The 22,631-nt window shown below is 75.1% G+C and carries 20 protein-coding genes; 7 read left to right on the top strand and 13 right to left on the bottom strand.

The genetic code is table 11. The features are described from left to right. Positions 1 to 3 precede the first annotated feature (3 nt). Genes ABDB74_RS13310 through ABDB74_RS13290 form a run of 5 tightly spaced genes read right to left on the bottom strand, consistent with a single transcriptional unit; the run spans position 4 to position 4,969 of the window. Positions 4 to 942, bottom strand: a complete 939-nt coding sequence (locus tag ABDB74_RS13310; RefSeq protein WP_346619103.1) for a glycosyltransferase family 2 protein — start codon at positions 940 to 942, stop codon at positions 4 to 6. Then, a complete protein-coding gene (locus ABDB74_RS13305) occupies positions 939 to 1,817 on the bottom strand; it encodes a glycosyltransferase (protein WP_346619102.1) in 879 nt (292 codons plus the stop codon). The genes ABDB74_RS13310 and ABDB74_RS13305 overlap by 4 nt, the downstream gene beginning before the upstream one ends. Further along, positions 1,814 to 2,878, bottom strand: coding sequence for a prenyltransferase (locus tag ABDB74_RS13300; protein WP_346619101.1), 1,065 nt, complete (start codon positions 2,876 to 2,878; stop codon positions 1,814 to 1,816). Before ABDB74_RS13300 ends, ABDB74_RS13305 begins: the two co-directional genes overlap by 4 nt. A gap of 31 nt (positions 2,879 to 2,909) precedes the next feature. Further along, positions 2,910 to 3,704 (bottom strand): class I SAM-dependent methyltransferase, encoded by a 795-nt coding sequence (locus ABDB74_RS13295; protein WP_346619099.1) that lies wholly within the window; start codon positions 3,702 to 3,704, stop codon positions 2,910 to 2,912. Then, positions 3,698 to 4,969, bottom strand: a complete 1,272-nt coding sequence (locus tag ABDB74_RS13290; RefSeq protein WP_346619098.1) for a glycosyltransferase family 4 protein — start codon at positions 4,967 to 4,969, stop codon at positions 3,698 to 3,700. The genes ABDB74_RS13295 and ABDB74_RS13290 overlap by 7 nt, the downstream gene beginning before the upstream one ends. Before the next feature lie 84 nt (positions 4,970 to 5,053). On the opposite strand from ABDB74_RS13290, the gene ABDB74_RS13285 reads away from it, so the two are divergent. The 3 genes from ABDB74_RS13285 to ABDB74_RS13275 all read left to right on the top strand — a co-directional run bounded on the left by ABDB74_RS13285 (position 5,054) and on the right by ABDB74_RS13275 (position 7,350). After that, entirely contained in the window at positions 5,054 to 5,347 is a 294-nt protein-coding gene (locus ABDB74_RS13285) for a Dabb family protein (protein ID WP_346619097.1), read from the top strand. Between the two features lie 50 nt (positions 5,348 to 5,397). Beyond that, a complete protein-coding gene (locus tag ABDB74_RS13280) occupies positions 5,398 to 6,162 on the top strand; it encodes a hypothetical protein (protein ID WP_346619096.1) in 765 nt (254 codons plus the stop codon). 93 nt (positions 6,163 to 6,255) lie between these two features. Continuing rightward, the gene (locus ABDB74_RS13275; protein WP_346619095.1) at positions 6,256 to 7,350 is read left to right on the top strand and encodes a DUF4192 domain-containing protein; all 1,095 of its coding nucleotides are present in this window, start codon (positions 6,256 to 6,258) and stop codon (positions 7,348 to 7,350) included. 15 nt (positions 7,351 to 7,365) lie between these two features. Here ABDB74_RS13275 and ABDB74_RS13270 read toward each other — a convergent pair whose 3' ends face one another. Both ABDB74_RS13270 and ABDB74_RS13265 read right to left on the bottom strand, forming a co-directional pair. Continuing rightward, a complete protein-coding gene (locus ABDB74_RS13270) occupies positions 7,366 to 9,444 on the bottom strand; it encodes a S9 family peptidase (protein ID WP_346619093.1) in 2,079 nt (692 codons plus the stop codon). 138 nt (positions 9,445 to 9,582) lie between these two features. Beyond that, complete coding sequence (locus ABDB74_RS13265; RefSeq protein WP_346619092.1) at positions 9,583 to 10,308, bottom strand: metal-dependent transcriptional regulator; 726 nt, start codon at positions 10,306 to 10,308, stop codon at positions 9,583 to 9,585. Positions 10,309 to 10,469: 161 nt separating this feature from the next. On the opposite strand from ABDB74_RS13265, the gene ABDB74_RS13260 reads away from it, so the two are divergent. From ABDB74_RS13260 to ABDB74_RS13250, 3 genes are all read left to right on the top strand, one after another. Continuing rightward, entirely contained in the window at positions 10,470 to 11,651 is a 1,182-nt protein-coding gene (locus ABDB74_RS13260; protein WP_346619091.1) for an acetoin utilization protein AcuC, read from the top strand. Then, positions 11,644 to 14,355 carry a bifunctional GNAT family N-acetyltransferase/acetate--CoA ligase family protein gene (locus tag ABDB74_RS13255; RefSeq protein WP_346619090.1) on the top strand — a complete coding sequence of 904 codons (2,712 nt, stop codon included), beginning with the start codon at positions 11,644 to 11,646 and terminating at the stop codon, positions 14,353 to 14,355. The genes ABDB74_RS13260 and ABDB74_RS13255 overlap by 8 nt, the downstream gene beginning before the upstream one ends. Positions 14,356 to 14,459: 104 nt before the next feature. Continuing rightward, a complete protein-coding gene (locus tag ABDB74_RS13250; RefSeq protein WP_346619089.1) occupies positions 14,460 to 15,056 on the top strand; it encodes a class I SAM-dependent methyltransferase in 597 nt (198 codons plus the stop codon). Between the two features lie 49 nt (positions 15,057 to 15,105). Here ABDB74_RS13250 and sigB read toward each other — a convergent pair whose 3' ends face one another. The 3 genes from sigB to ABDB74_RS13235 form a co-directional block, all read right to left on the bottom strand. Beyond that, the gene (gene sigB, locus ABDB74_RS13245) at positions 15,106 to 16,092 is read right to left on the bottom strand and encodes an RNA polymerase sigma factor SigB (protein WP_346619088.1); all 987 of its coding nucleotides are present in this window, start codon (positions 16,090 to 16,092) and stop codon (positions 15,106 to 15,108) included. A gap of 281 nt (positions 16,093 to 16,373) precedes the next feature. After that, complete coding sequence (gene dtd / locus ABDB74_RS13240) at positions 16,374 to 16,805, bottom strand: D-aminoacyl-tRNA deacylase (RefSeq protein WP_346619087.1); 432 nt, start codon at positions 16,803 to 16,805, stop codon at positions 16,374 to 16,376. Between the two features lie 80 nt (positions 16,806 to 16,885). Next, entirely contained in the window at positions 16,886 to 17,272 is a 387-nt protein-coding gene (locus ABDB74_RS13235; RefSeq protein WP_346619086.1) for a DUF2267 domain-containing protein, read from the bottom strand. A gap of 104 nt (positions 17,273 to 17,376) precedes the next feature. On the opposite strand from ABDB74_RS13235, the gene ABDB74_RS13230 reads away from it, so the two are divergent. Then, positions 17,377 to 18,504, top strand: coding sequence for an aromatic acid exporter family protein (locus ABDB74_RS13230; protein ID WP_346619085.1), 1,128 nt, complete (start codon positions 17,377 to 17,379; stop codon positions 18,502 to 18,504). Between the two features lie 22 nt (positions 18,505 to 18,526). On the opposite strand, the gene ABDB74_RS13225 is transcribed toward ABDB74_RS13230, so the two are convergent. From ABDB74_RS13225 to ABDB74_RS13215, 3 genes are all read right to left on the bottom strand, one after another. Further along, positions 18,527 to 19,135 (bottom strand): DUF305 domain-containing protein, encoded by a 609-nt coding sequence (locus ABDB74_RS13225; protein WP_346619084.1) that lies wholly within the window; start codon positions 19,133 to 19,135, stop codon positions 18,527 to 18,529. 228 nt (positions 19,136 to 19,363) lie between these two features. Next, positions 19,364 to 20,926 carry a DUF389 domain-containing protein gene (locus ABDB74_RS13220; RefSeq protein ID WP_346619083.1) on the bottom strand — a complete coding sequence of 521 codons (1,563 nt, stop codon included), beginning with the start codon at positions 20,924 to 20,926 and terminating at the stop codon, positions 19,364 to 19,366. A 38-nt stretch (positions 20,927 to 20,964) separates the two neighbouring features. After that, the gene (locus ABDB74_RS13215) at positions 20,965 to 22,623 is read right to left on the bottom strand and encodes an HAD-IC family P-type ATPase (RefSeq protein WP_346623886.1); all 1,659 of its coding nucleotides are present in this window, start codon (positions 22,621 to 22,623) and stop codon (positions 20,965 to 20,967) included. Positions 22,624 to 22,631: the final 8 nt, after the last annotated feature.

Below are 22,631 nucleotides of genomic sequence, written 5' to 3'. Positions count from 1 at the left end.
CGATCAGCTGACGTACTTGCGGGCGGCCGACGTCCGCTGGGCGGCCTCGAGCGCGGCGAACCGCGCCTCCGCGTGCGGGGGCAGCACCCGCCGCTCGCGGAGCACCCACGGCAGCCCGCGCACCGCCTGCACCAGGCCGCGGGCGGTCACCCGGTCCCGCGGGACCGTGCGGAGCAGGTGCACGGTGCGCCGCAGCGCCGGGCGGATCGGCCGCCGCAGCCACGTCGTCCAGAGCGTGTTCCGGATGCCGTCGGCCCGGCGCTTGTGCGGATCGCGCGCGGTGCTGGCCTGGTGGTGGACGGTGAGCGCGGGCAGGTAGCACAGCTCCCAGCCGCGGGCGGCCAGGTCACCGGCCATCAGCTCCTCCTCGCCGCCGAGCCACAGCCGCTCGGAGAAGCCGCCGACCTCGTCGAACGCCTCCCGGCGCAGCACCGACGCGCCTGCGAGGAACGAGCCGAGCGCCGGCCCGGGCAGCCACTCGGCGCCGCGGACGGGGGAGTCGCGCAGCTCGGCGACGATCGGGTCCTCGGTGCTCCCCGGCTCCACCAGGATCCGGGCGGTGACCACCGCGAGCCGCGGATGCGCGTCGAGGGTGTCGGCCGCGGTGCGCAGCGCGCCGGGCTCCCACCACGTGTCGTCGTCGCAGAAGGCGACGTACGGGGTGTCCAGCCGCGCCACCCCGAGGTTGCGGCCCACCGCGCCCAGGTTCTCCGGGCTGGCGATCAGCTCCACCTGCGGGAACCGGGTGCGGACGGCCTCGGCCGTGCCGTCGGTCGACCCGTTGTCCACGACCACGACGTGCGGCTGCTCCGGCAGGGCGATCAGGCGCTCGAGGGCGACGAGCAGCTCGTCGCGGCGCTGGTGCGTGATGACGACGACGGCGACGCGCGGGTCGCGCCGGGCGTCGGTGGCCGCCCGGGTGCCGGGCTCGGCCGCGGTCACGCCTGCTCCCCGGCGAGCACGCGCAGCTGGGCCAGCACGTCCGCGGGCACCGGCCGGCGCCTGCGGAGCGCGGCGGGCACGTCCGGCAGCGCCCGCACCAGCCCCTCGACACCGGGGCGGCCGGTGCGCACCGCGCCGGCGACCACGCCGGCGACGGAACCGGCGGGCAGCCGCATCAGCGCGGTGAGCAGGCGGCTGCGCCAGAGACCGGCCTGCCGGCGGTCCGGCGCCTCCCGGCGGGGGGAGGGGTGGTGGTGCACGGTCACCTCGTCGACGTAGGCCAGCCCCCAGCCTGCGGCGGCCAGGTCGAGCGCCAGCCGCTCCTCCTCCCCGGGGAACCGCACCACCGGGTCGAACCCGCCGACCGCCTCGAACGCCTCGGTGCGCACGATCGCGGCGCAGGCGACGAAGCCGAGCAGGGAGGGGCCGGGCAGGTCGGGCGCGGTGCCCAGCGGGCTGGCGGCCATCTCGGCGCAGACCGGGTCCAGGCGCTGCTCCGGGCCGACCAGGATCCGCGCGTTGACCAGCGCCAGGCGCGGATGTGCCCGCAGGATCGCGACCGCGCGGGCGAGGTCCCCGGGGGCCCACCACGAGTCGTCGTCGGCGAAGGCGAGGAACGGCGTGCGCGCCCGGGCGGCGCCCAGCGTGCGTCCGTGCGCGCCCTCGTTGCGCTCCAGCGGGAGGAGGGTGACCTCGGGGTGGGCCTCCCCGACCGCGGCGAGCGTGTCGTCGGTGGAGGCGTTGTCGACCAGGACGACCGGGGCCTCGTGCCGGGGGAGCGAGGCCAGCAGGTCGTCCCGGCGGTTGCGGCTGGCGACGACGACGGTGACGTCGGCCGCCGGCGGGCGCGGGCGGTCTGCGGGCAGGGCGGTCACGGGAACACCGTGCCCGCGCGCCCCGGCAGCCAATCGGCGCGTTCGGTGGCATCGGTCATGCCGGCGGCCGGCAGCGCGCCCGGATCGGCGAACAGCCCCGAGGCCGGGGAGGCCCCGGACAGCGCGTCCGCCGCGAGCACCACCGCGGCCGCCGTCCAGGTGGTCCGCTCCACCGGCCATCGCGCGTCGTCGGGGTAGACGAAGCCGGTCCAGTACGCGCCGTCGTCGTCGCGCAGGTGCTGCATCGCCGCGACCTGTTCCAGGGCGGCGTCGGGCCGGCCGGCCGCGACCAGGGCCAGCGCCAGCTCGCAGGTCTCCGCGCCGGTCACCCAGGGCCGGTCGGCGACGCAGCGGATGCCGAGCCCGGCGACGACGAAACGGTCCCAGTCGCCGGCCAGCCGCTCGTCCGCCTGGGCCCCGGTGACCGCGCCGCCCAGCACGGGGTAGTACCAGTCCATCGAGTAGCGGGACCGGTCGGCGAAGGCCTCCGGGCGCCCGCGCAGCGCCACGCCGAGATCGGCGACGGCCAGCTCCCAGTCCGGCTGCGCCTCGCCGACCAGGTCGGCGAGCGCGAGCCCGCAGCGCAGGGCCTGGAACAGGCTCGCGTTGCCGGTGAGCAGCGCGAGGTCGTCCGGGGTGCCGTCGGGGCGCAGGGCCCAGCTGATCGCGCCGCCGGGCAGCTGCATGCGGGTGACCAGGTCGAGGCCGGCGCGCACGACCGGCCACAGCTCGGTCACCAGTTCCTCGTCGGCAGCGGTCAGCCAGGAGTGCCAGGCGCCGACGGCGAGGTAGCCGGCGTGATTGCTCTCCGCGGCGGGCGCGGACTCCGCGCCGGCCCGGTACTCGGCCGCCCAGCTGCCGTCGGCGCGCTGCCGGGCGGCCAGCCAGCGGTAGGCCGCCACGGCACCGGCGTGCTCGCCACCGACGTCCAGCGCCATGGCCGCCTCGACGGAGTCCCAGGGGTCGAGCTGACCGGCGCGGAACCACGGCAGCGCGCCGTCGCCCTGCTGCTCGCCGGCGATCCAGGACACCGTCCGGCGCACCTGGTCGGCGGTGAGCACCCCCGGGAGCTCCGGCAGCCCGGCGCCCCGGTCAGCGCGCCGCAGCGGACCGCTCCCGCACCTCGGCGGCGCCGACGACCGCCGGCCGCGGGACGTCGGGGGCCGCCGGCCGGTCGGCGTACACGACGAAGCTCTTGCCGATCAGCGGGTCGAGCACCCGTTCGGCTGCGCGGGTCAGCCAGGGGCGGGTGGTGAGGTCCCAGACCAGCAGGCGGTGGTAGGCGCGGACGAGCGGGGAGTCCTTCTCCACGCCGACGGCGCACTTGAGCCACCAGTAGGGCGCGTGCAGGGCGTGCGCGTGGTGGCTGTCGCCGGGCACCAGCCCGGCGGCGGCCAGCCGGGCGCGCAGCACGTCGCGCCGGTAGATGCGGATGTGCCCCCCCTCGTTGGCGTGGTACTCGTCCGACAGCGCCCAGCACACCCGCTCCGGGCCGAAGCGGGGAACGGTCACGGCCACCCGGCCGCCGGGCTTCAGCACCCGGAAGATCTCGGCCAGCGCGGTGGCGTCGTCCGGGATGTGCTCGAGCACCTCGGAGGCCATGACCCGGTCGACGCTGGCGTCCGGGAAGGGCAGGTGCAGCAGGTCCCCGCGCACCACCTCGTAGCGGGCTGCTGTGCCATCGCCCGCCCGCCCGGCCTCCCCGGCCTCGGCGATCGCGCCGAGCCAGCGCTTCGTCGTCTCGACCTCCGCCTGACCCCAGTCGACGGCGACGACGTGGGCGCCGCGGCGGTAGGCCTCGAAGGCGTGCCGCCCCTCGCCGCAGCCCAGGTCGAGGACGGTCATCCCCGGCCGCAGGTCGAGGCGGTCGTAGTCGACGGTCAGCACTGCTCGTCCCCCTTGCGGTCGGCGGCCCTGCGGTCGAGCGTCTCGGCGTACCAGTCGGCCGTCCGCTCGGCCGTGGCCCGCCAGGTGTAGGTGTCGAGGACCCGCCGCCGGCCGGCCCGGCCGAGCTGCTCGGCCAGGGACGGCGAGTCCAGGACCAGCGCGAGCGCCGCGGTCAGCTCGCCGACGTCCCCCGCCCTGACCCGCAGCCCGGCCTTGGTGCCCACGACCTCCGGCAGCGCGCCGGCGTCGGTGGTCACCAGCGGGGTGCCGCACGCCATCGCCTCGATCGCGGGCAGCGAGAACCCCTCGTACAGCGAGGGGATCGCCACCACGGCGGCCTCCTGGAACAGCCGGACGAGCTCGTCCTCGGGGATGGGCCCGGTGAAACGGACGGCGTCGCGCAGGGCCAGCCGGTCCAGCGCCGCCTGCGCCGGCCCGCCGGGCCGGGCGGTGCCGACGACGGTGAGCCGCACGGGTCGCTCGGTCCGCAGCTTGGCGACCGCCTCCAGCAGGTGGACCAGGCCCTTCAGCGGCACGTCGGCGCTGGTGATGGCCAGGATCGAGTCGGTGTCCCGGGGGCGCCCGGCCGGGGGCGGGGTGAACCGGCCGGGGTCGATGCCCACGGGGATGACCGCCATCCGTTCCGGCGCGAGCCCCATGTGCTGGGCGATGTCGCGCCGGGAGTTCTCCGAGACCGTGGTCACCGCATCCAGCCGCTGCACCACCCGGGCCTGCATCGCGGTGAACGCGTACCAGCGGCGCAGCGTGAGCCTCCGCCGCAGGGTCGGTGCCGCGGCGAGCTCCAGCTCCCGGTCGATGGCGATCGGGTGGTGGACGGTGGCCACCGTGGGCATCCCGGCACGTACCAGCCGCAGCAGGCCGTAGCCGAGCGACTGGTTGTCGTGAACGATGTCGAACTCGCCGCGGCGGGGCAGCAGGTGGCGGGCCGCCCGCAGGGTGAAGGTGAGCGGTTCGGGGAACCCGGCGGTGCACATCGTCGCCCACTCGGCGACGTCCACCCAGTCGCGGAACTCCGAGGGCCACGGGGTGCGGAACGGGTCGGGCTCCCGGTAGAGGTCCAGGCTCGGCACCCGGGTGAGCGGCACGCCGTCGTCGAGCTCGGGGTAGGGCTGCCCGCTGAGCACCTCGACCCGGTGGCCGAGCTCCGCCAGCTCCCGGGAGAGGGCCCGCACGTAGACGCCCTGCCCGCCGCCGTGCGGCTTGCTCCGGTAGGACAGCAGTGCGATGCGCAACGACCGTCCCATGAGCCGGACTCTAGCCAGCCGGGTGCGGCGGCCGTGCGCCCAGCCGGGAGGTGCGATCCCTACGGGGGTGGCACAGTTGCTGGGATGATCCGCCACGTCGTCGTGTTCAGCTGGTCCCCCGATGCCGACACCGACCGCCGGGCGGCCACCGTGGCGGCGCTGCGCAACCTGCGCACGGAGGTCGGTGGCATGACCTCGCTCGTCGTCGCCGACGACGCCGGGCTGGTCGACGGCACCGCCGACACGGTGCTGATCGCCGACTTCCCGGACGCCGAGGCGTTCCACCGCTACGCGCAGGACCCGGTGCACCTGGCCGTCATCGCCGAGCACGTCCGGCCGATCCTCGCCGCGCGCAGCGCCATCCAGTACCGGGTCTGACGGGGTCCGGAGACCTCCCCGGCCGGCCGGGAGCGACTACGTTCGGTGTCATGTCCGCCGAACTGCGAGCCCCGGGCCGGCTGCTGCTCGCCGGGCTGACCGCCACGGTGGTGCTCACCGGGTGCGGAGGGGACGACGAGCCCGGCGGGGGGACCGCCGCGCCCACCACCCCCACGGCGGCGTCGTCGACAGCGCCGTCCACGACGGAGGGCGGGGAGCCCGACCTGGCCGCCGGCCTGCTGCCGGCCGAGGCGTTCGGGCCGGAGGCCACGGTCGTCGAGGTGTCGCCGGAGCAGCTGGAGCAGGGCGCAGGCCTCGCGGCGGAGGCGGACGAGCTGCAGATCAGCCCGGAGAGCTGCCGGGCCACGGTCGCGGGCATGCAGCCCGACGTCGACGAGTTCAAGGACGTCGCCGCGCAGACCGCGACCACGGGGACCTCGTCGACGGTGGAGATGCTGCTGCGCGGGGGCCCGCTGGAGGGCACGGTCGCCTCGCTGGCCACCGCTGTCGAGCGCTGCCCGGAGGCGCAGGTCACCTCCCCGGAGATCGGGCAGGCGGCGATCGCCTTCGAGAACTTCCCGGTCGAGGACCTCGGTGACGGCGCGGCCCTGCTGCGCTACACCACGTCGCTGTCCGCACCCGACGGTTCGCAGGTCTCCCTGCCGACCCTCATCGGGGCGGTCGAGGACGGCGACCGGTTGCTGCTCCTGGTCGACATCGACACCGGCGGGGACCCGGCTGCGGTGACGGATCCAGCGGCGTTCGCCGATCTCCTGGCGCGGGCCTACGAGGCGCAGGCCGACGCACTGGGCTGAGCCGTCCGGCGACGGCGGTCCACAACCCCCGGCGGTGTCCACAGATCCGTCCGGACGACCGCCGCCGGCTCCGGTGCCGGTCAGGGTCGGGGCATGGACGCGCTTCCCGGGCAGGACCGCCCCGAGGTACGGATCTCCGATCCCGGTGAGGTGGCGGCCGCCCTGCCGCACCTGCTCGGGTTCCACCCGCGGGAGTCGGTCGTGCTGATCGGCCTCGGTGGCAGGAGCGGGGGGCGGGTGGGCCTCACCGTGCGGGCCGATCTCCCGCGGGCCGGCGACGCCGCCGTCGCGGCCCGCCGGCTGACCCGCAGCCTGTGCAGCGACCGGCCCACCGGCGCGCTCGTCGTCGTGGTCTCCGAGGCACCGGACGACCCGGACCTCGACGCGGCGCCCGGCGGCCTGCCTCCCGGCGGCACCGGCCTGCCGCACCGCGGGCTGGCGCACCAGCTGCTGCTCGCCCTGGACGCCGCCGGCGTCGGCGTCCGCGACGTGCTGCTGGTGCGCCGCGGCCGGTGGTGGTCCTACGACTGCCCGTACCCGTGCTGCGCGCCGTCGGCGGGCACCCCGCTGCCGGAGGGGGTCAGCGAGCTGGCGGCGGCCGCCGTCACCACCGGGCAGGTGGTCGCGCCCGACCGGGCCGCGCTGGCCGCACGCATCGCCGCGCCGCCGGACCGGGGCGGCATGCTCGCCGGCTGCCTGCGTGCCGCCGGGCACTGCTCCGCGCGCCTCCGGGAGGTCGGCCGGGCCGGGCTGGCCGACGAGTCGTGGGCAGCGGTCCGGCACGCGGTCGACCGCTGCCGCCCAGGAGCCCCCGACGGGCCGCCGGACGACGACGTGATCGCCCGGCTCCTGTGGGGGCTGCGGGACGCGCAGGTGCGCGACCGCGCCCTGCAGCTCGCCCTCGGTGCCGACGCCGCGGCGGCGGAGCAGCTGTGGAGCGAGTGCACCCGGCGGGCACCGTCCCCGCTCGGTGCAGCGCCGGCCACCCTGTTGGCGGTCAGCGTCTGGCTGCGCGGGGACGGCGCCATGGCCAACGTCGCCCTCGACCGGGCGCTGGGCGACGACCCGCACCACGGGCTGGCCCGGCTGCTGCGGCAGGCGCTCGACGCCTGCCTCGGCCCGGCCGACCTCCGCCAGCTGGTCGAGCGAGCCCAGGGCGCAGCCGCCCGGCGCGATCCGGGTGGCTGACCACCGGTGCGGCGCTCAGAGCAGCTCGGGCCGCTGCCACTCCTCGCCCAGCACGTGCTCGGCCAGGAAGTTCAGCACCGTCTCGTACCAGACCTGGCTGTTCCCCGGCGTCAGCACCCAGTGGTTCTCGTCCGGGAAGTACAGGAACTTCGACGGGACGCCGCGCTTCTGCAGCCCGTACCAGAGCGCGAGGGCCTCGCCGATGGGCACGCGGTAGTCCTTGTCGCCGTGGATCACCAGCATCGGGGTGCGGATGGCGTCCACGTACCGGTGCGGCGAGTTCTGCTCGTAGCGCCGCGGCTCGGTGAACGGGTCGCCCCACTCCTTCTCCCAGTAGTAGGCGGCGTCCGTGGTGCCGGTGAACGCCTCCAGGTTCCAGAGGCTGGCGTGGGTGACGATCGCCCGGAAGCGGTCGGTGCGGGTGGCGATCCAGTTGGCCATGTAGCCGCCGAAGGAGCCGCCCATGGCCGCGGTGCGGGCGGCGTCGATGTCCGGTCGCTGCTCGGCGGCGTCCACCGCGGCCATCAGGTCGTCGTAGGGGGCCTCGCCCCACTCGCCCCAGCCGCGACGGACGAAGTCCTGGCCGAACCCCTGCGACAGCGCCGGGTTGGGCAGCAGCACCGCGTACCCCCGGGCCGCCAGCACCCAGGGGCACCAGCGCCACGACCACGAGTTCCAGCTCATCAGGGGGCCGCCGTGGACCCAGAGCACCAGCGGCGCCGGCGACTCCGCCGAGGCGCCCTCCGGGAGCACCAGCCAGGACTGCACCCGCGTGCCGTCGGCGGCGGTCGCCGCCACCTCGTGCACCGTCCCGGGCAGCTCACCCACCGTGCCCGGGTTCGGCAGCGGCTCCGGCTCCTGCATCGGTGCGCGCGGGTCCAGCCGCACCGGCACGGGGGGCGAGTCGTAGCCCGAGCGCAGGGCGAACAGGGCGCTGCCGTCGCGGGCCACCTGCAGCTCGCTGTACGCGCCGTCCCCGGTGAGCCGTTCCGGGTCCCCGCCGTCCACCGGCACCCGGAACAGCGCATGCCGGCCGTCGTCGTCGGCCAGGAAGTACACGGCGGCGCCGTCGGCGGCGAACTGCGGCGCGCTGGGCCAGCGGTCGAAGCCGGCGGTCAGCTCCCGGGCGGTGCCCTCGGCGACGTCGACCAGCAGGAGCGTGTAGTCCGGGGGCTCGGCGTAGGAGGACATCGACTCGCGAACGCACACCAGCCGCGTGCCGTCGGGGGAGAACGCGGCGCCGTGGACGTCGGCGAGCGGGTCGTCGACCAGCACCCGGCTCTCCCCGGTGGCCGTCTCGATCAGGACCAGCCGGTTGCGCCGTCCGGCCGGCCCGTCGGGGACCTCCTCGGCGCGGGCCAGCAGCCGGCCGTCGGGGGAGAGTGCGACGTCGTCGCCGGAGCCGTTCGGCGGCAGGGCGTCCGGCGTCAGATCGCGGAGCTCGACCGGAGCCGGCCCCGTCGGGTCCTCCTCGGCCGGCAGCTGCCCCGCCCAGAACAGGTGCGGGGCCGCCGGGCCCAGGTCGTGGTCCCAGTACCGCACGGGGTAGGCCTCGTGCAGGATCGCCGACACCCCGGCGTCGGCCCGGGCCTTGCGCCGCTCCTCGTCGACGGCGGGGTCCGAGCCACCGGGCATGGTGGCGGCGACGACCACCACGTCACCGCTGTCGGCCGCCACGGTGAACGAGCCGATCCCGCCGGGACGGGTCAGGGCCGGGCGGGCCTCACCGCCGCCGGCGGGCAGCCGCCAGAGCGCCGGCCTGGGCTCGTCGGAGGACGCGGCCGCGGGATCGGGGCGGGCGGAGGTGAACAGCAGCGAGCCGTCCGGGGCCCAGGCGGGGGCCGACTCCCCGGGCGCGCTGCGGGTGAGCCGGCGCGCCGGCTGCCGCCCCTGCGGATCGACCTCCCACAGCGCCGACTGCCACTTCTTCCGCTCGCGGTCGAGCGTGTGCAGCGAGACCGCCAGCCGGGTGCCGTCCGGGGAGAGCGCCAGGTTGCCGATCCGAGGGATGGCGGCGAAGTCGGCCAGGCGGTGGAAGGGAGTGGGGGCCGGCTCGGGGGCCGGGTCGGCGGGGGCCGGAGCGGACTGGCTCACCGGGGCCTTCTCTCGCGGGGCAGCGGGGGACCGCCCCACCGTAGTGAGCCGGTGGCCGGCGCCGCCCGGCCGGCCGGCCAGCGCGGACGCCCCGGCCGGGGCGCCACCCCGCGGCCGCCTCGGGGCGTCTCCGGAGCGTCAGAGGCGCGGCGCGGCCTCGAGCGGGGTCAGCTCCTCGTCGACCGCGCTGACGAACATGTGCTGGGCGACGCCGACCGGCAGCACGTAGCCGTCGAGGCTCACCGAGCCCTCGGCCAGCTGCGCCGTCATGGTCGCTCCCGGGCGGACGCCGTGGTCGGCCAGGGCGCGCAGCAGCTCGGCGTTCTCCTGGAGCTGCTCGCTGATCCGCCGGACGACGACCGGACGGCCCTCGCCGGTGGCCGTCGTCGACAGCAGCGTCAGGGAGTCGAGGACCGCCGCGGTCTCGCCGCCCACGGGTTCGTCCCCGCGCAGCGCCTCGAGGCCGGGGATGGGGTTGCCGAACGGGGAGACCGTCGGGTTGCCGAGCAGCGACAGCAGCCGGCGCTCGACGGCCTCGCTCATCACGTGCTCCCAGCGGCAGGCCTCCTCGTGGACGTCGGCGTAGTCCAGGCCGATGACGTCCACCAGCAGGCACTCGGCCAGGCGGTGCTTGCGCATGACCGCCGTGGCCAGCTGCCGGCCCACGTCGGAGAGCTGCAGGTGCCGGTCGCCCTCGACGGTGAGCAGGCCGTCGCGCTCCATGCGGGCGACGGTCTGGCTCACCGTCGGGCCGCTCTGGTGGAGGCGCTCGGCGATCCGGGCGCGGAGAGGGACGATGCCCTCCTCCTCCAGTTCGAAGATGGTCCGGAGGTACATCTCCGTGGTGTCGATCAGGTCGTTCACAGGTACTCCTCCGTGTCGGCGGCCAGTCTACGGGGCGAGGTCACGGGCAGGGCCCCACCCGAGGCCCGGGCCGACGACCGGCTCGGCCGCCGCGCACCCGGTAGCGTCCGGCCCGGGCAGGTGCGCCCGGCCACCGGCCGGACGCCGGCAGGGGGAGGGCCATGAGCGACTCGGTCGCCGTCGTCTGGGACGACGCGCTGCTCGGCTACACGATGGGCGGGGACCACCCGCTGCACCCGGTCCGGCTGGACCTGACCATGCGGCTGGCCGACGGCCTCGGCGTGCTGGCCACCGACCGGCTGCAGGTGCTCAAGCCCACGCCCGCGGACGAGGAGTTGCTCACCCTCGTGCACGACCCGCTCTACCTCGAGGCGGTGCGGCAGGCGCCGGCCGTCCCCGACATCGGCCACGGCCTCGGCACGCCGGACAACCCCATCTTCCCGGGGATGTACGCCGCCGCCGCCCTGATCACCGGCGGCAGCGTGCTCGCCGCCCAGCAGGTGCACAGCGGCGCCGCCCAGCACGCCGTGAACATCTCCGGCGGCCTGCACCACGCCATGCGCGCGAACGCCTCCGGGTTCTGCGTCTTCAACGACGCCGCCGTCGCCATCGCCTGGCTGCTGAAGCAGGGGTACGAACGGATCGCCTACGTCGACCTCGACGTCCACCACGGCGACGGCGTCCAGGCCGCCTTCTACGACGACCCCCGCGTCCTGACGGTGAGCATCCACCAGACCCCGCTCACCCTCTTCCCGGGCACCGGCTACCCGGAGGAGACCGGCGACCCCGACAAGGCGCTGGGCAGCGCGGTGAACCTCGCGCTGCCCAACGGCACCGACGACTCGGCGTGGCTGCGGGCGTTCAGCGCCGTCGTCCCCAGCGTGCTGAAGGCCTTCGAGCCGCAGATCCTGGTGACCCAGTGCGGTTGCGACGCCCACCACGAGGACCCGCTCGCCGACCTCGCCCTGACCGTCGACGGGCAGCGGGCGAGCTACAAGGCCATGCACGAGCTGGCCCACCAGCTCTGCGACGGGCGCTGGATCGCCCTCGGCGGCGGGGGCTACGGCCTGGTGCGCTGCGTGCCCCGCGCCTGGACGCACCTGCTCGCGGAGGTGAGCGGCACCCCGCTGGACCCGGCCACCGAGATCCCGGAGTCCTGGCGCGAGGACGTCCTCCGCAGAGGGCTCAGGGCACGACCACCCACGCACATGACCGAGGGCGGGTACACCGGCTTCTCCCGCTGGGACGCGTTCACCGAGTCCCGCGTCGACCGGGCGATTATGCGGACCCGCCGCGCGAGCTTCCCCTACTTCGGCCTCGACCCGGACGACCCCCGTGACTGAGCCCACCCGCTCCGCCCCCGTCCCCGACGAGGAGCAGAACCCGACCCCTCCGCCGGGCTGGGAGGCCGACATCGTCGCCGCCGACGGCGGCACGGTGCACCTGCGGCCGATCTGCCCCGACGACGCCGAGGCCCTCAACGGCCTCATGGACCGCAGCAGCGACCAGACCCGCTACTACCGGTTCTTCGGTCCGATGAAGCGGCTCTCCGACCGGGACCTGCACCGCTTCACCCACGTCGACCACGACCAGCGCGTGGCCTTCGTCGTCCTGCTCGGCGACCAGATCATCGGGGTCGGCCGGTACGACCGGTACCCCGGCACCGACGACGCCGAGGTGGCCTTCCTCGTCGAGGACGCCCACCAGGGCCGCGGCCTCGGGTCGGTGCTCCTCGAGCACCTCGCCGCCGCCGCCCGGGAGCGCGGGATCAAGCGGTTCGTCGCCGAGGTGCTCGCGCAGAACAGCAAGATGGTGCGGGTCTTCCGGGACGCCGGATACAAGGCCGAGCGGTCCTACGAGGACGGCGTGGTCCACCTGACCTTCCCGATCGAGCAGACCGAGGACGCCCTCGCCGTCGCCTACGAGCGCGAGCAGCGCAGCGAGTCGCGGTCGATCGGCCGGCTGCTCACGCCGTCGTCGGTGGCCGTGGTCGGCGCCAGCAACGACGCCGGCAAGATCGGCAACGCGGTCCTGCGGCACCTGCTGGACTACGGGTTCGCCGGCCCCGTCTACCCGGTGAACCCGGGTACCCGGCACGTCCGCGGGGTGCCGGCCCACGCGGACATCGAGTCCATCCCCGACGACCTCGACCTCGCGATCCTGGCCGTGCCGGCCGACGAGGTCGCCGGTGTCGTCGAGGCATGCCGGCGCAAGCGCGTGCGCGGGCTGGTGGTGATCTCCGGCGGCTTCGGCGAGGCAGGCCCGGAGGGGCGGGCGGCCGAGCGGCAGCTCGTCGCCGCGGCACGGGCGTCGGGCATGCGGGTGGTGGGCCCCAACTGCCTCGGCATCGTGAACACCGACCCCGAGGTGCGGCTGAACGCCAGCCTCGCCCCGATGGTGCCCGGCCGCGGCCGGGTCGGGTTCTTCGCGCAGTCGGGCGCCCTTGGCGTCGCGCTGCTCGAACGGGCCCGCAGCCGGGGGATCGGGTTGTCCACGTTCGTCTCGGCCGGCAACCGCGCCGACGTCAGCGGCAACGACCTGCTGCAGTACTGGTCCACCGACCCGGGCACCGAGGTGGTGCTGCTGCACCTGGAGAGCTTCGGCAACCCGCGCAAGTTCGCCCGGCTGGCGCGCACCGTCGGGCGCACGAAGCCGGTGGTGGCGGTGAAGAGCGGCCGGCACGTCGGGGTCACCCCCGGGCTGGCCGGGACCTCCGTCGCCGTGCCCGAGCAGTCGGTGGCGGCGCTGTTCGCCTCCGCCGGCGTCATCCGGGTGGAGACCGTCGCCCAGCTGTTCGACGTCGGCACCCTGCTGGCCCACCAGCCGCTCCCGCCCGGGGACCGGGTGGCGGTGGTCGGCAACTCCACCGCGATCGGCGTGCTGGTCGCCGACGCGGTGCTCGAGGAGGGCATGGCGCTGGCGCACGAGGCGCCCGTGGACATCGGCGTGGCCGGCGGTCCCGAGGCGTTCCGGGACGCGTTGCAGGCCGCGGTCGACGACGACCGGGTTGACGCGGTGGTCGCCGTCTTCCTGCCGCCGCTCATGGGCGGGTCGCAGGAGTACGGGCCGGCGCTGCGCGAGGTGTCGGTGGGCTCGGACAAGCCGATCGTCGCGAGCTTCCTGTCCACCGAGGGCATCCCGCCCGAGCTGGCCGTCACCGACGAGCACGGCATGCCGGGGCGCGGGTCCGTGCCGTCCTACAGCACCCCGGAGCGCGCCGTCATCGCCCTGGCGAAGGCCACCGAGTACGCCCGGTGGCGACGCCGGCCGGTGGGCGAGCTGCCCGAGCTCCCCGACGTCGACGAGGCGGCGGCGCAGCGGATCGTGCGCGGCGTGCTGGCGGAGTCGCCCGGGGGCCGGGAGCTCACCGACGACGAGCTGCTGGGCCTGCTCGCCGCGTACGGCGTGCCCCTGCTGGGCACCCGCACGGTCGCCGACGCCGAGGCCGCGGTCGTGGCCGCGGAGAAGATCGGCTACCCGGTGGTGCTGAAGTCGACGGCCCCGTGGCTGCGGCACCGGTCTGACCTGGGCGGGGTGCGGCTGGACCTCGCCGACGCCGAGGCCGTCCGCACCGCGTTCGCCGCCATCCCCTCGGGTGACCCGGTGATCGTGCAGGAGATGGCGGCCCCGGGCGTGGCGACCGTCGTGGAGATCGTCGACGACCCGTCGTTCGGCGCGCTGGTCAGCTTCGGCGTCGGAGGAGTGGCCACCGACCTGCTCGGCGACCGCGCCTTCCGCACCCTGCCCCTCACCGATCTGGACGCCGCCGAGCTGGTGCGCGCCCCGCGGGCGTTCCCGCTGCTCAACGGCTACCGGGGGTCCGAGCCGGTCGACCTCGCCGCGCTCGAGGACCTGCTCCTCCGGGTCGCGCGCCTGGCCGACGACCTGCCGGAGGTGCTGCGGCTGACGCTGGAGCCGGTGATCGTCGGCCCGGCCAACCCCTGGCACGGTGGCCGGTCGCTGGTGGTGGCCGGCGGCGCCGCCCTGGTCGGGCCGCCCACGGCCCGCGTCGACCCGGGCCCCCGGAGGATGCGCAGCCCGGTCTGACCGTCGAGCCGCGCGGCGGCTGCTGGTCGCCCGGGCCGCGCGGTGCTGGAATCACCGGGACGCCCCGGTGCGGGGCGTGTGCCACGTCAGCCGGGAGGTCGGCGATGCCCCGGTACGCCCTCGCCTACCGCCTGGGGTTCACGCCCTGGGAGCGCTACGGAGCTGCGGCCGCGGCGAGCATCGGGGCCCTGCTGGACCGCGAGGAGGCGGCGCGGCCACGTCCGCCCGGCCGCGCCCTGGATCTCGGCTGCGGGCGGGGGCAGTACACCTGCGAGCTCGCGCGGCGGGGGTGGGAGGCGGTCGGCATCGACGACGTCCCGCGGGCGATCGAGGGGGCGCGGCGGGCGGCGGTCCCCGGTGTGCGGTTCGTGGTGGGCGACGTGACCGCCCTTCCCGCGAGCGACCTGGGCGCGTTCGACTTCTTCCTCGACGTCGGCTGCTTCCAGGGGCTGGACGTCGCGCAGCGGCACGCCGAGGGCGAGGGCGTCTCCGCGCTCGCGGAACCGGGCGCCACCCTGCTGGTGCTGGCCTTCGGGCCGACACCCCTGCGCTCCGCTGTGGGGGGTGTGTCGCGGGCCGACGTCGAGGTGGCGTTCGGCGGCTGGCAGCTGCTGGCGGTCGAGCCCGCCGACACCGCGGGGCTGGGCTGGCCGCTGAACAGGACGGCGCCGCAGTGGTACCGCCTGGGCCTGCGGGCCTAGACGACGAGAGCCCGCCCCCGGACAGGGGGCGGGCTCTCGTCGGGCTCGCTCAGGCGAGGTAGTCGCGCAGGGCGTCGGCGCGCTGCGGGTCGCGCAGCTTGGCCATCGTCTCGCGCTCGATCTGGCGGACCCGCTCGCGGGAGAGGCCGAACTGCTTGCCGATCTGCTCCAGCGTGCGGGGCTGGCCGCCGTCCAGGCCGAAGCGCAGGACGACGACGTCGCGCTCGCGGTCCTCGAGCGTGGACAGCACGTTCCGGACGTCACCCTTCATCATCTGGAAGGCGACGGCGTCCTCCGCGACGGCGGCGTCGGCGTCCTCGATGAAGTCACCGAGCCGCGACTCCTCGTCGGCGCCGACGGTCTGGTCGAGGGAGACCAGATCGCGGCTGTACTCGAGCAGCTCGGAGATCCGGGCCTCGGGGAGGTCCAGTTCGAGGCCGAGCTCCTCGGCGGTGGGCTCCCGCTCGAGCTCCTGGTGCATGCGCCGACGGGTCCGCACCACCTTGTTGACCTGCTCGGCCAGGTGGACGGGCAGCCGGATGGTGCGGCCGGAGTCGGCCATGGCGCGGGTGATCGCCTGGCGGATCCACCAGGTGGCGTACGTGGAGAACTTGAAGCCCTTGGTGTAGTCGAACTTCTCCACGGCCCGGATCAGGCCGACGTTGCCCTCCTGGATGAGGTCCAGGAACGTCATGCCGTGGCCGGTGTAGCGCTTGGCCACGGAGACGACCAGCCGGAGGTTGGCCTCCAGCAGGTGTGCCTTGGCCGCCTTGCCGTCGGTGGCGAGGATCTTGTAGTCCCGCTTGCGGGCGGGGGTGAGCCCCTCCTGCTCGGCGAGCAGCCGCTCGGCGTAGAGGCCGGCCTCGATCCGCTTGGCCAGCTCGACCTCCTGCTCGGCGGTGAGCAGTGCGGTCTTGCCGATCGTGTTGAGGTAGACGCGCACGAGGTCGGTCGACACGAGCCCGCTGGTGTCGGGCTCGCGCCGGGGGGAGCGCACGTCCAGGGTGTCGGTGGGGGAAGACTGCAGCAGCGTCACGGTGGGTCTTCGTCCTTGCCTTCGGTTCGGATGCATCCGCCGGGCATCAACGGGCGGCGGATCGTCATCCAGGCGTGGGGCGGGGCCACGGGGCTACGGGGTCACCGGCCGGTCCCGCCCTGTTCTGTCCGGTGTGGTACGTAGTGCACAACGGTCACCCGGGGGCCTGGTGTTCCAGGAACCCACTGTTCACAGGAAACCGACAGGAAGTGTCTTCGGTCACGGGGATACCCGGGCGGCCGAAGCCCAGACATGTCATTTGTGCGACAGGCCGCCGCGGGTCAGACCTCCAGCAGCAGGGTCATCGGCCCCTCGTTGACCGACGAGACCTGCATGGCGGCGCCGAACCGGCCCGTGGCTACCGTCGCGCCGCGGCGGCGCAGTTCGGCGACCACCTCGTCGACCAGCGGCTCGGCAACCTCGCCGGGCGCGGCGTCCTGCCAGGACGGGCGCCGTCCCTTGCGGGTGTCGGCGTAGAGGGTGAACTGGCTGACCACCAGCACGGGGAGTCCGAGGTCGGCGGCGGAGACGGCGCCGCCGCCGCCGGGGAAGATGCGCAGCTCGTGGATCTTCCGGGCCAGCGCCCGGGCCGCCCCGGCGCCGTCGTCGTGACCCACGCCGACCAGTGACAGCAGTCCGGCGCCGATCTCGCCGACGACGACCCCGTCGACCGCTACAGCCGCTGTACTGACCCGACTCACCACCGCGCGCACCAGCGCATTCTCCCGGGTTCGCGCACGGGCACGGCCGTGGCCGTGCCCGTGCCGCGGTCGGGCCCCCTGCGGGGGTGGGATCAGGCGAGGTCCGGCTTGCCGAACAGCTGGGCGTAGCCCGGCTGCAGCTGCGTGAGGACCTGGTTGAGCTGGCCGCCGGTGACCGCCTCCGCCACCGTGGTCAGGACGGCGCTGGCGTCCCAGAGGGCCGTCTGCTCGGAGCTGCCCAGTTCCCGGGCGACGCGGGAGCAGAACTCCTGCACGCCGATGCTCTCGGCCGATGCGTCCGCCTCGAGCAGCGGAGCCTGCAACTCGGAGGGCAGCTGGGCGGCGAGGTCCTTGCTCTCCCCGCCGGCCAGGCGCTGCCCCAGCAGGCCCAGGACGGCGGTCGTCACCCGCTGCGCCTCCTGGGCGTCCGCGTAGTTGCCGCGCTCGCGGACCCGGGCGTGGAACTCGTGTGCCTTCATGGCTCCTCCTCTCGTCCGTGGTCCTCGCGGGCTACCCGTCAGGTGCCCGTATTCACATCGACCGGCCGGCCCGGGCCCGCCGGGCGCTGGGCGAGGATGGCCTGATGCGGAGGGGACGAGCAGGGGGAGACGGCGGCGACGGACCCGCCGCGGCTCTCCGGGTCTGGGACCGGCACCCCCGCGTGGTCCTGGCCCTGAAGACGGCCCTGGCGGCCGGGCTGGCCTGGGCCCTGGCCCAGAGCCTCCCTGCGCCGCTGGACGACTACCCGTTCTACGCCCCGCTCGGGGCGGTGGTCACGTCCTCCATCACGCTGGTCGGATCGGTGCGCGAGTCGGCCGAGATCCTGCTGGCACTGGTCCTCGGCGCGGTGATCGGCGTGGTGTTGACCGCGCTACCCGTGCCGAACCTGCTGTCCCTCGCCGTCGCCGTGGCGGTCGGCATGGTGCTGTCCGGATGGCATCGGCTGGGCGATGCCGGCAGCTGGGTCCCGACCTCGGCCTTCTTCGTCCTGATCTTCGGGGGCAGCGACCCGACCGGGTACGTGCTGGAACTCGTCGGGCTGGTGCTCCTGGGCGCTCTGGTGGGGCTGGGCGTGACCGCGGCCTTCCCGCCGTTGCCCCTGGCGCCCGCGCAGACGGAGATCCAGCGGCTGCGGGGGACGCTCGCCGGGCAGCTGGCCGCGCTCGCCGACGGTCTCCGCCGGGACCACCCGCCGACCCGGCACGAGTGGCGCGACCGGATGCGTGCGATCGACCCCGTCCTCGGCCAGATGCGCTCGGCGGTCCAGCAGGCCGAGGAGGCCCGGCGCGGCAACCGGCGCGCCCGGAAGCACCAGCAGGACGCCGAGCGGCTCTACGAGGAGGCGCGGGCGCTGGAGAACCTGGCGCTGCTCGTCGAGGTCGTGACCCGGATGATCGCCGAGACCGAGGTCGCCGACCGTCGCCGGGTGGCGCTGGGTCCGGCCCTGCGGCCACCGGCGGCCGAGGCCCTCGCCCGGCTCGGTGAGGTGCTGGGCAGCACCGAGGCCTCGACCGCCGACCCCGACACGACGCGGGGGGCCTACGCCGCGCTGCACCGGCTGACCGACCAGCTGCGGGCGGCGAGGAGGCAGACCGACGACGACCTGTTCGCCGCCAGCAGCATCGTGGAGGCCATCCGGCGGTGCCTGGCCGCGGTCGTTCCGCAGGAGCTCGCCGAGGAGGAGGACCGCGCCCGCACGGTCGACCGCTGAGGCAGGGATGGCCGGTTCGCCGTCAGTCCAGCTCAGGGCAGTCCCGCAGCGCGGAGCCCTCGAACTCGGGGACGGGCCGGGCCTGCGCCTCCGCGAGCGTGTCCGCCTCTCCGTTCTCCTCGATGTCCTCGATCAGCCACTCCATCTCGCTGATCTCCCGCTCCTGGGCCCGGATGATCTCGACGGCCAGCTGGCACACCCGGATGTCGTCGATGTCCGCGCGCTCGGAGCGGGTGATGGCCAGCGAGTGGTGCGGGATCATCGCGCTCATCCAGTTGACGTCGTCCACGGTGACCTGGCTCCGGTCCAGGGCGATGCCGCCGCCGAGCAGCAGGAGGCTCACCGCCACGATCGCGATGTTGCCCTTCATGTTCTTGTACATGTTGAGCATCCAGGCGAGCATGACCAGCCCCATGGTGCCGCCCATGGTGATCGCCATGAACACGCGGCTCTCGCTGAACTGGACGTGGCTCCACTCCCACGTGCCGGCGAACATGGTGAAGTACATGACGACCATGGACGTGGTGATCATGGCGGCGAAGCGCAGGTACATCGTGGTCTGGTGCGACATCCCGCCGCCGTGCTGCTGCCCGTGTTCCTGCTCGTCGTCCTTCTTCTGCGTCGACGCCATGGCTGGCTCTCCGTTCTCTCGTCGGCCGGTGGGGGGAGCACGCCTCGCGCCCCCGCCACCGCCGGGGGCCGGTGGTCTCGACCCGTGACCTCGTCACCGGGCCCCGGTGACGAGGGTGCGTCCGCGCGCGGTCGGGGACCGGGCGCGGGGCCGGCCACGGCGCCGGTGATCGGTCCAGGTCCGCGTGCCCGTGCGACCGGAGCGACAAACGCCGGGCCGCCCAGCCGGTCAGCCGGTGGACCTCCGCCCGTCGTGGTGGCGGTGCCAGAGGAAGACCGCCGCCGACATCGCCGTCACCACGGTGGCGTCGACGGTCCACCGGCCGAGGCTGCGCAGGGCCAGCTCGACGTCCCCGCCGACCACGGCCATGGCGGCCAGGGCGAGGGAGGGGATCAGGCCCAGCGCGATCATGACCCCGGCGGTCAGGACGCGGCGGTTGATGACCAGGAGCAGTCCACCGGCCAGCCCGGCCACCACGGCCACCGCCCAGCTCACCCAGGACGTCGTGGAGAAGTGGTCCACCAACCCCGGCGATGACAGGTAGCTGCCGGTCTGCGTGGACAGGGCCCCGGCGCCGAGGACGGCACAGGCGACGGCGCTGGCCGCGGCGCCGGCCGCCAGGGCGGTATATCCCTTGGCGATGTCGGTCAGGCCCCGCTGCCAGGCGCGGCTGCGCTCGACGAGCCCCAGGGCGAGCCGGCTGAACGGCTCGAAGGCCGGCGCGATGACCATCGCGCCGATGACCAGGTGCAGGGTGCCGCTGGCCAGGCCCAGCCCGGCGAGGAAGCCGGCGGTGGCCATCACGCCGAGTTTCCCGGCCGTCATGGTGCTCTCCCGGCCGATCTCGAGCTCGATCTCCTCGGCCGTCCCGCTGGTGATGTCGCGCAGCACGTCGTCCTGCCGGCCGGCGGAGATGACGCTGGCCGGCCTGCTCGTCGACAGGGAGACCGAGGACTCCCGACCGACACCGCACCGGTCGGCCAGGCGCATTACCGCGGCCAGCTTGCGGTTGGTCACCTCCACGGTGATCACGTCACCCGGGGGTTCCAGCGAGACACCGCGCATCACCCGCAACGAGAGCGGGTCCAGACTGCGCAGCTCCTCCACCGCTGCGTCGACCAGGTCGGGGGGCAGGGTGATCTCCACGGTCCTCGGCACGGTGCTGCCCTGCCCGTGCGCCGCGGAGAGCAACCGCACTGCCGCCCCCACCTCACCGCGAGGGGTGTCCTCCTGAGGGAGGTGGTCCAGGCCGAGGGCGCGGTCCAGCAGCCGGTACCGGTAGGCGAGGCTCAGGAGCACGAACCACAGGAGAAGCGCCGGGAGCACCGCGAACACGACGGGCTCGACCGCCTCGGTCAGCCCGAAGTAGTCGGTGAAGGCCGGAACGAGCAGCCCACCGGTGAAGACGGCGACGAGGACGGCGACGAGCACCGCGGGACGCCGGTCGCCGTCGGGCCGGGTCCAGGAGGCGAAGAACCGGTTCGGCGGCTCGAGGAAGAGGATCAGCAGGAAGGCCGCGAAGGAGACGAAGGTGGACAACCCGGTCTGGGCGCCGATCGTGGCCGACGCCTCCGCGAAGCCGACGTCGTCGGACGCCAGCCCGGTGTACGCCTCGAAGTCCGCCAGGATGAACGACGGTGTGTTGCCGCTGCTGAGGCGGGTGTAGACGTCGGTGTACAGCCAGGCGTAGACGCCGACGCCGGCGCCCGCCGTCACCAGCGCTGCCGGGACGACGAACCGGCCGACGGTGGCCAGCAGGTGCGGGTCCGGCGGCACGGGCTTCGCCCACATGGTCAGGAACAGCGTCGGGACCCCGACGGTGAGCAGGGTCAGCCCACCTGCGCCGGCGAGTAGGGGAACCCCAGGCCGAGCATGGTCACCGCCAGGATAACCAGACCCTGGGTGGCCACCCGGGCGAGGAACACCTGCATGGAGGTGGCCAGCCCGCTGATGATGCGGCGGCCCTCCTGCCGCGCGGGCACGAGGGCGGCCAGGGAGTCCTCGGTCAGCAGGATGTCGGCGACGTCCCGGGTCACCGCGCTGCCGCTGCGCATGGCGACGCCGACCTGGGCGGCCTTGAGCGCCCGGGCGTCGTTGACGCCGTCGCCGATCATGGCGACGTAGCGGCCCTGCCGGCGCAGCGAGGCGACGAGGCGCTCCTTCTGCTCGGGGGCGACGCGACCGAACACCGCAGTCCGGGCCACCAGCGCGTCGAGCTCCGGGTCGGGCAGCGCCGCGAGGTCGGCACCGGCGGCCGGCTCCCCGCCGTCCAGGCCGGCCTGGCGGGCGAGTGCGGCGACGGTGCGCGGGTCGTCGCCGGAGACCACCTTCACCGCGACCCCGTCGGCGGCGAACCGGGCGAGCGCCTCGCGGACCTCCGGCCGCAGCTCGTCGGCCAGCGCGACCACGGCCAGCGGCGCCAGCGGGGGGAGCTGCGCCCGGCCGGCGTCGTCGCGCAGTGGGGCGAGCGGGTCGGCGGCGCGGGCGGCGACGAGGACCCGCAGCCCCTGCGCGGTCCGCGCACCGACGGCGCCGGTCAGGGGCGGTCCGGACAGGTGCGGGGCCAGGGCGTCGGGGGCGCCGAGGACGAACACGCCGTCGTCGGTGCGCAGGGCGCTCCACCGCAGGGAGGAGGAGAACGGGATCTCCTCCCGCACCGGCCACGGCTCGCCGGGCAGCGCGGCGGCCAGCGCCGCCGAGGTCAGGTTGGCCGATGCCGCGCTACGGGCCATGGACCCGATCACCCGCTCGACGTCGCCGACCTCCGGCGGGCCGACGGGGGTGATCTCGGCCAGGCTCAGCCGGCCGGTGGTCAGCGTGCCGGTCTTGTCGGTGCAGACCACGTCGACGCTGCTCACCGACTCCACGGCGTTGACCTGCTGGACCAGCGCGCCGCGCCCCGCGCTCTTCGCCGCACCGACGGTGTAGGCCACGGCGATCAGGAAGAACAGCCCGTAGGGCACCAGCCCGGACAGCACCGCCGTCGTCTGCACCACCCGGACCAGGGAGAACCCCTCCAGAGCGGCCTGCAGCAGGATGGCCCCGCTCATCAGCACGACCAGGCAGATGACCAGCCGGACGACGAAGCTGATGCGCCGCTGCAGGGGTGTGCTGTCGGTGGACACCTGCCGGGCGTCGGTGGTGAGCCGGTTGGCGTAGCTGGCCGCTCCGACGTCCCGGGCGAGCTGGTGGCCCCCACCGCCGACGCAGAAGCTGCCCGACAGCAGGTCGTCGCCGGGCTCCTTCACCTGCGGATCGGGCTCGCCGGTGAGCAGCGACTCATCGGCCTCGACCCGGCCGCCGTCGAGCACCGGGCCGTCGACGACGATCTGGTCGCCGGGGCGCACGTGCAGGACGTCGCCGCGCACGACCTCCTCCGGCGCCACCTCGACGTCCCGGCCGTCACGGACCACGGTCGCCGCGCTGCGGCTGAGCAGCTGCAGCCGGTCGAGCTTGCGCTTGGCCCGGAGCTCCTGGACCGCGCTGATCGCGGCGT

Source organism: Blastococcus sp. HT6-4, from assembly GCF_039679125.1.
GTDB lineage: Bacteria > Actinomycetota > Actinomycetes > Mycobacteriales > Geodermatophilaceae > Blastococcus > Blastococcus montanus.
The sequence above is the reverse complement of the archived record's forward strand: the minus strand, read 5'-3'. Positions and strand labels throughout refer to the sequence as shown.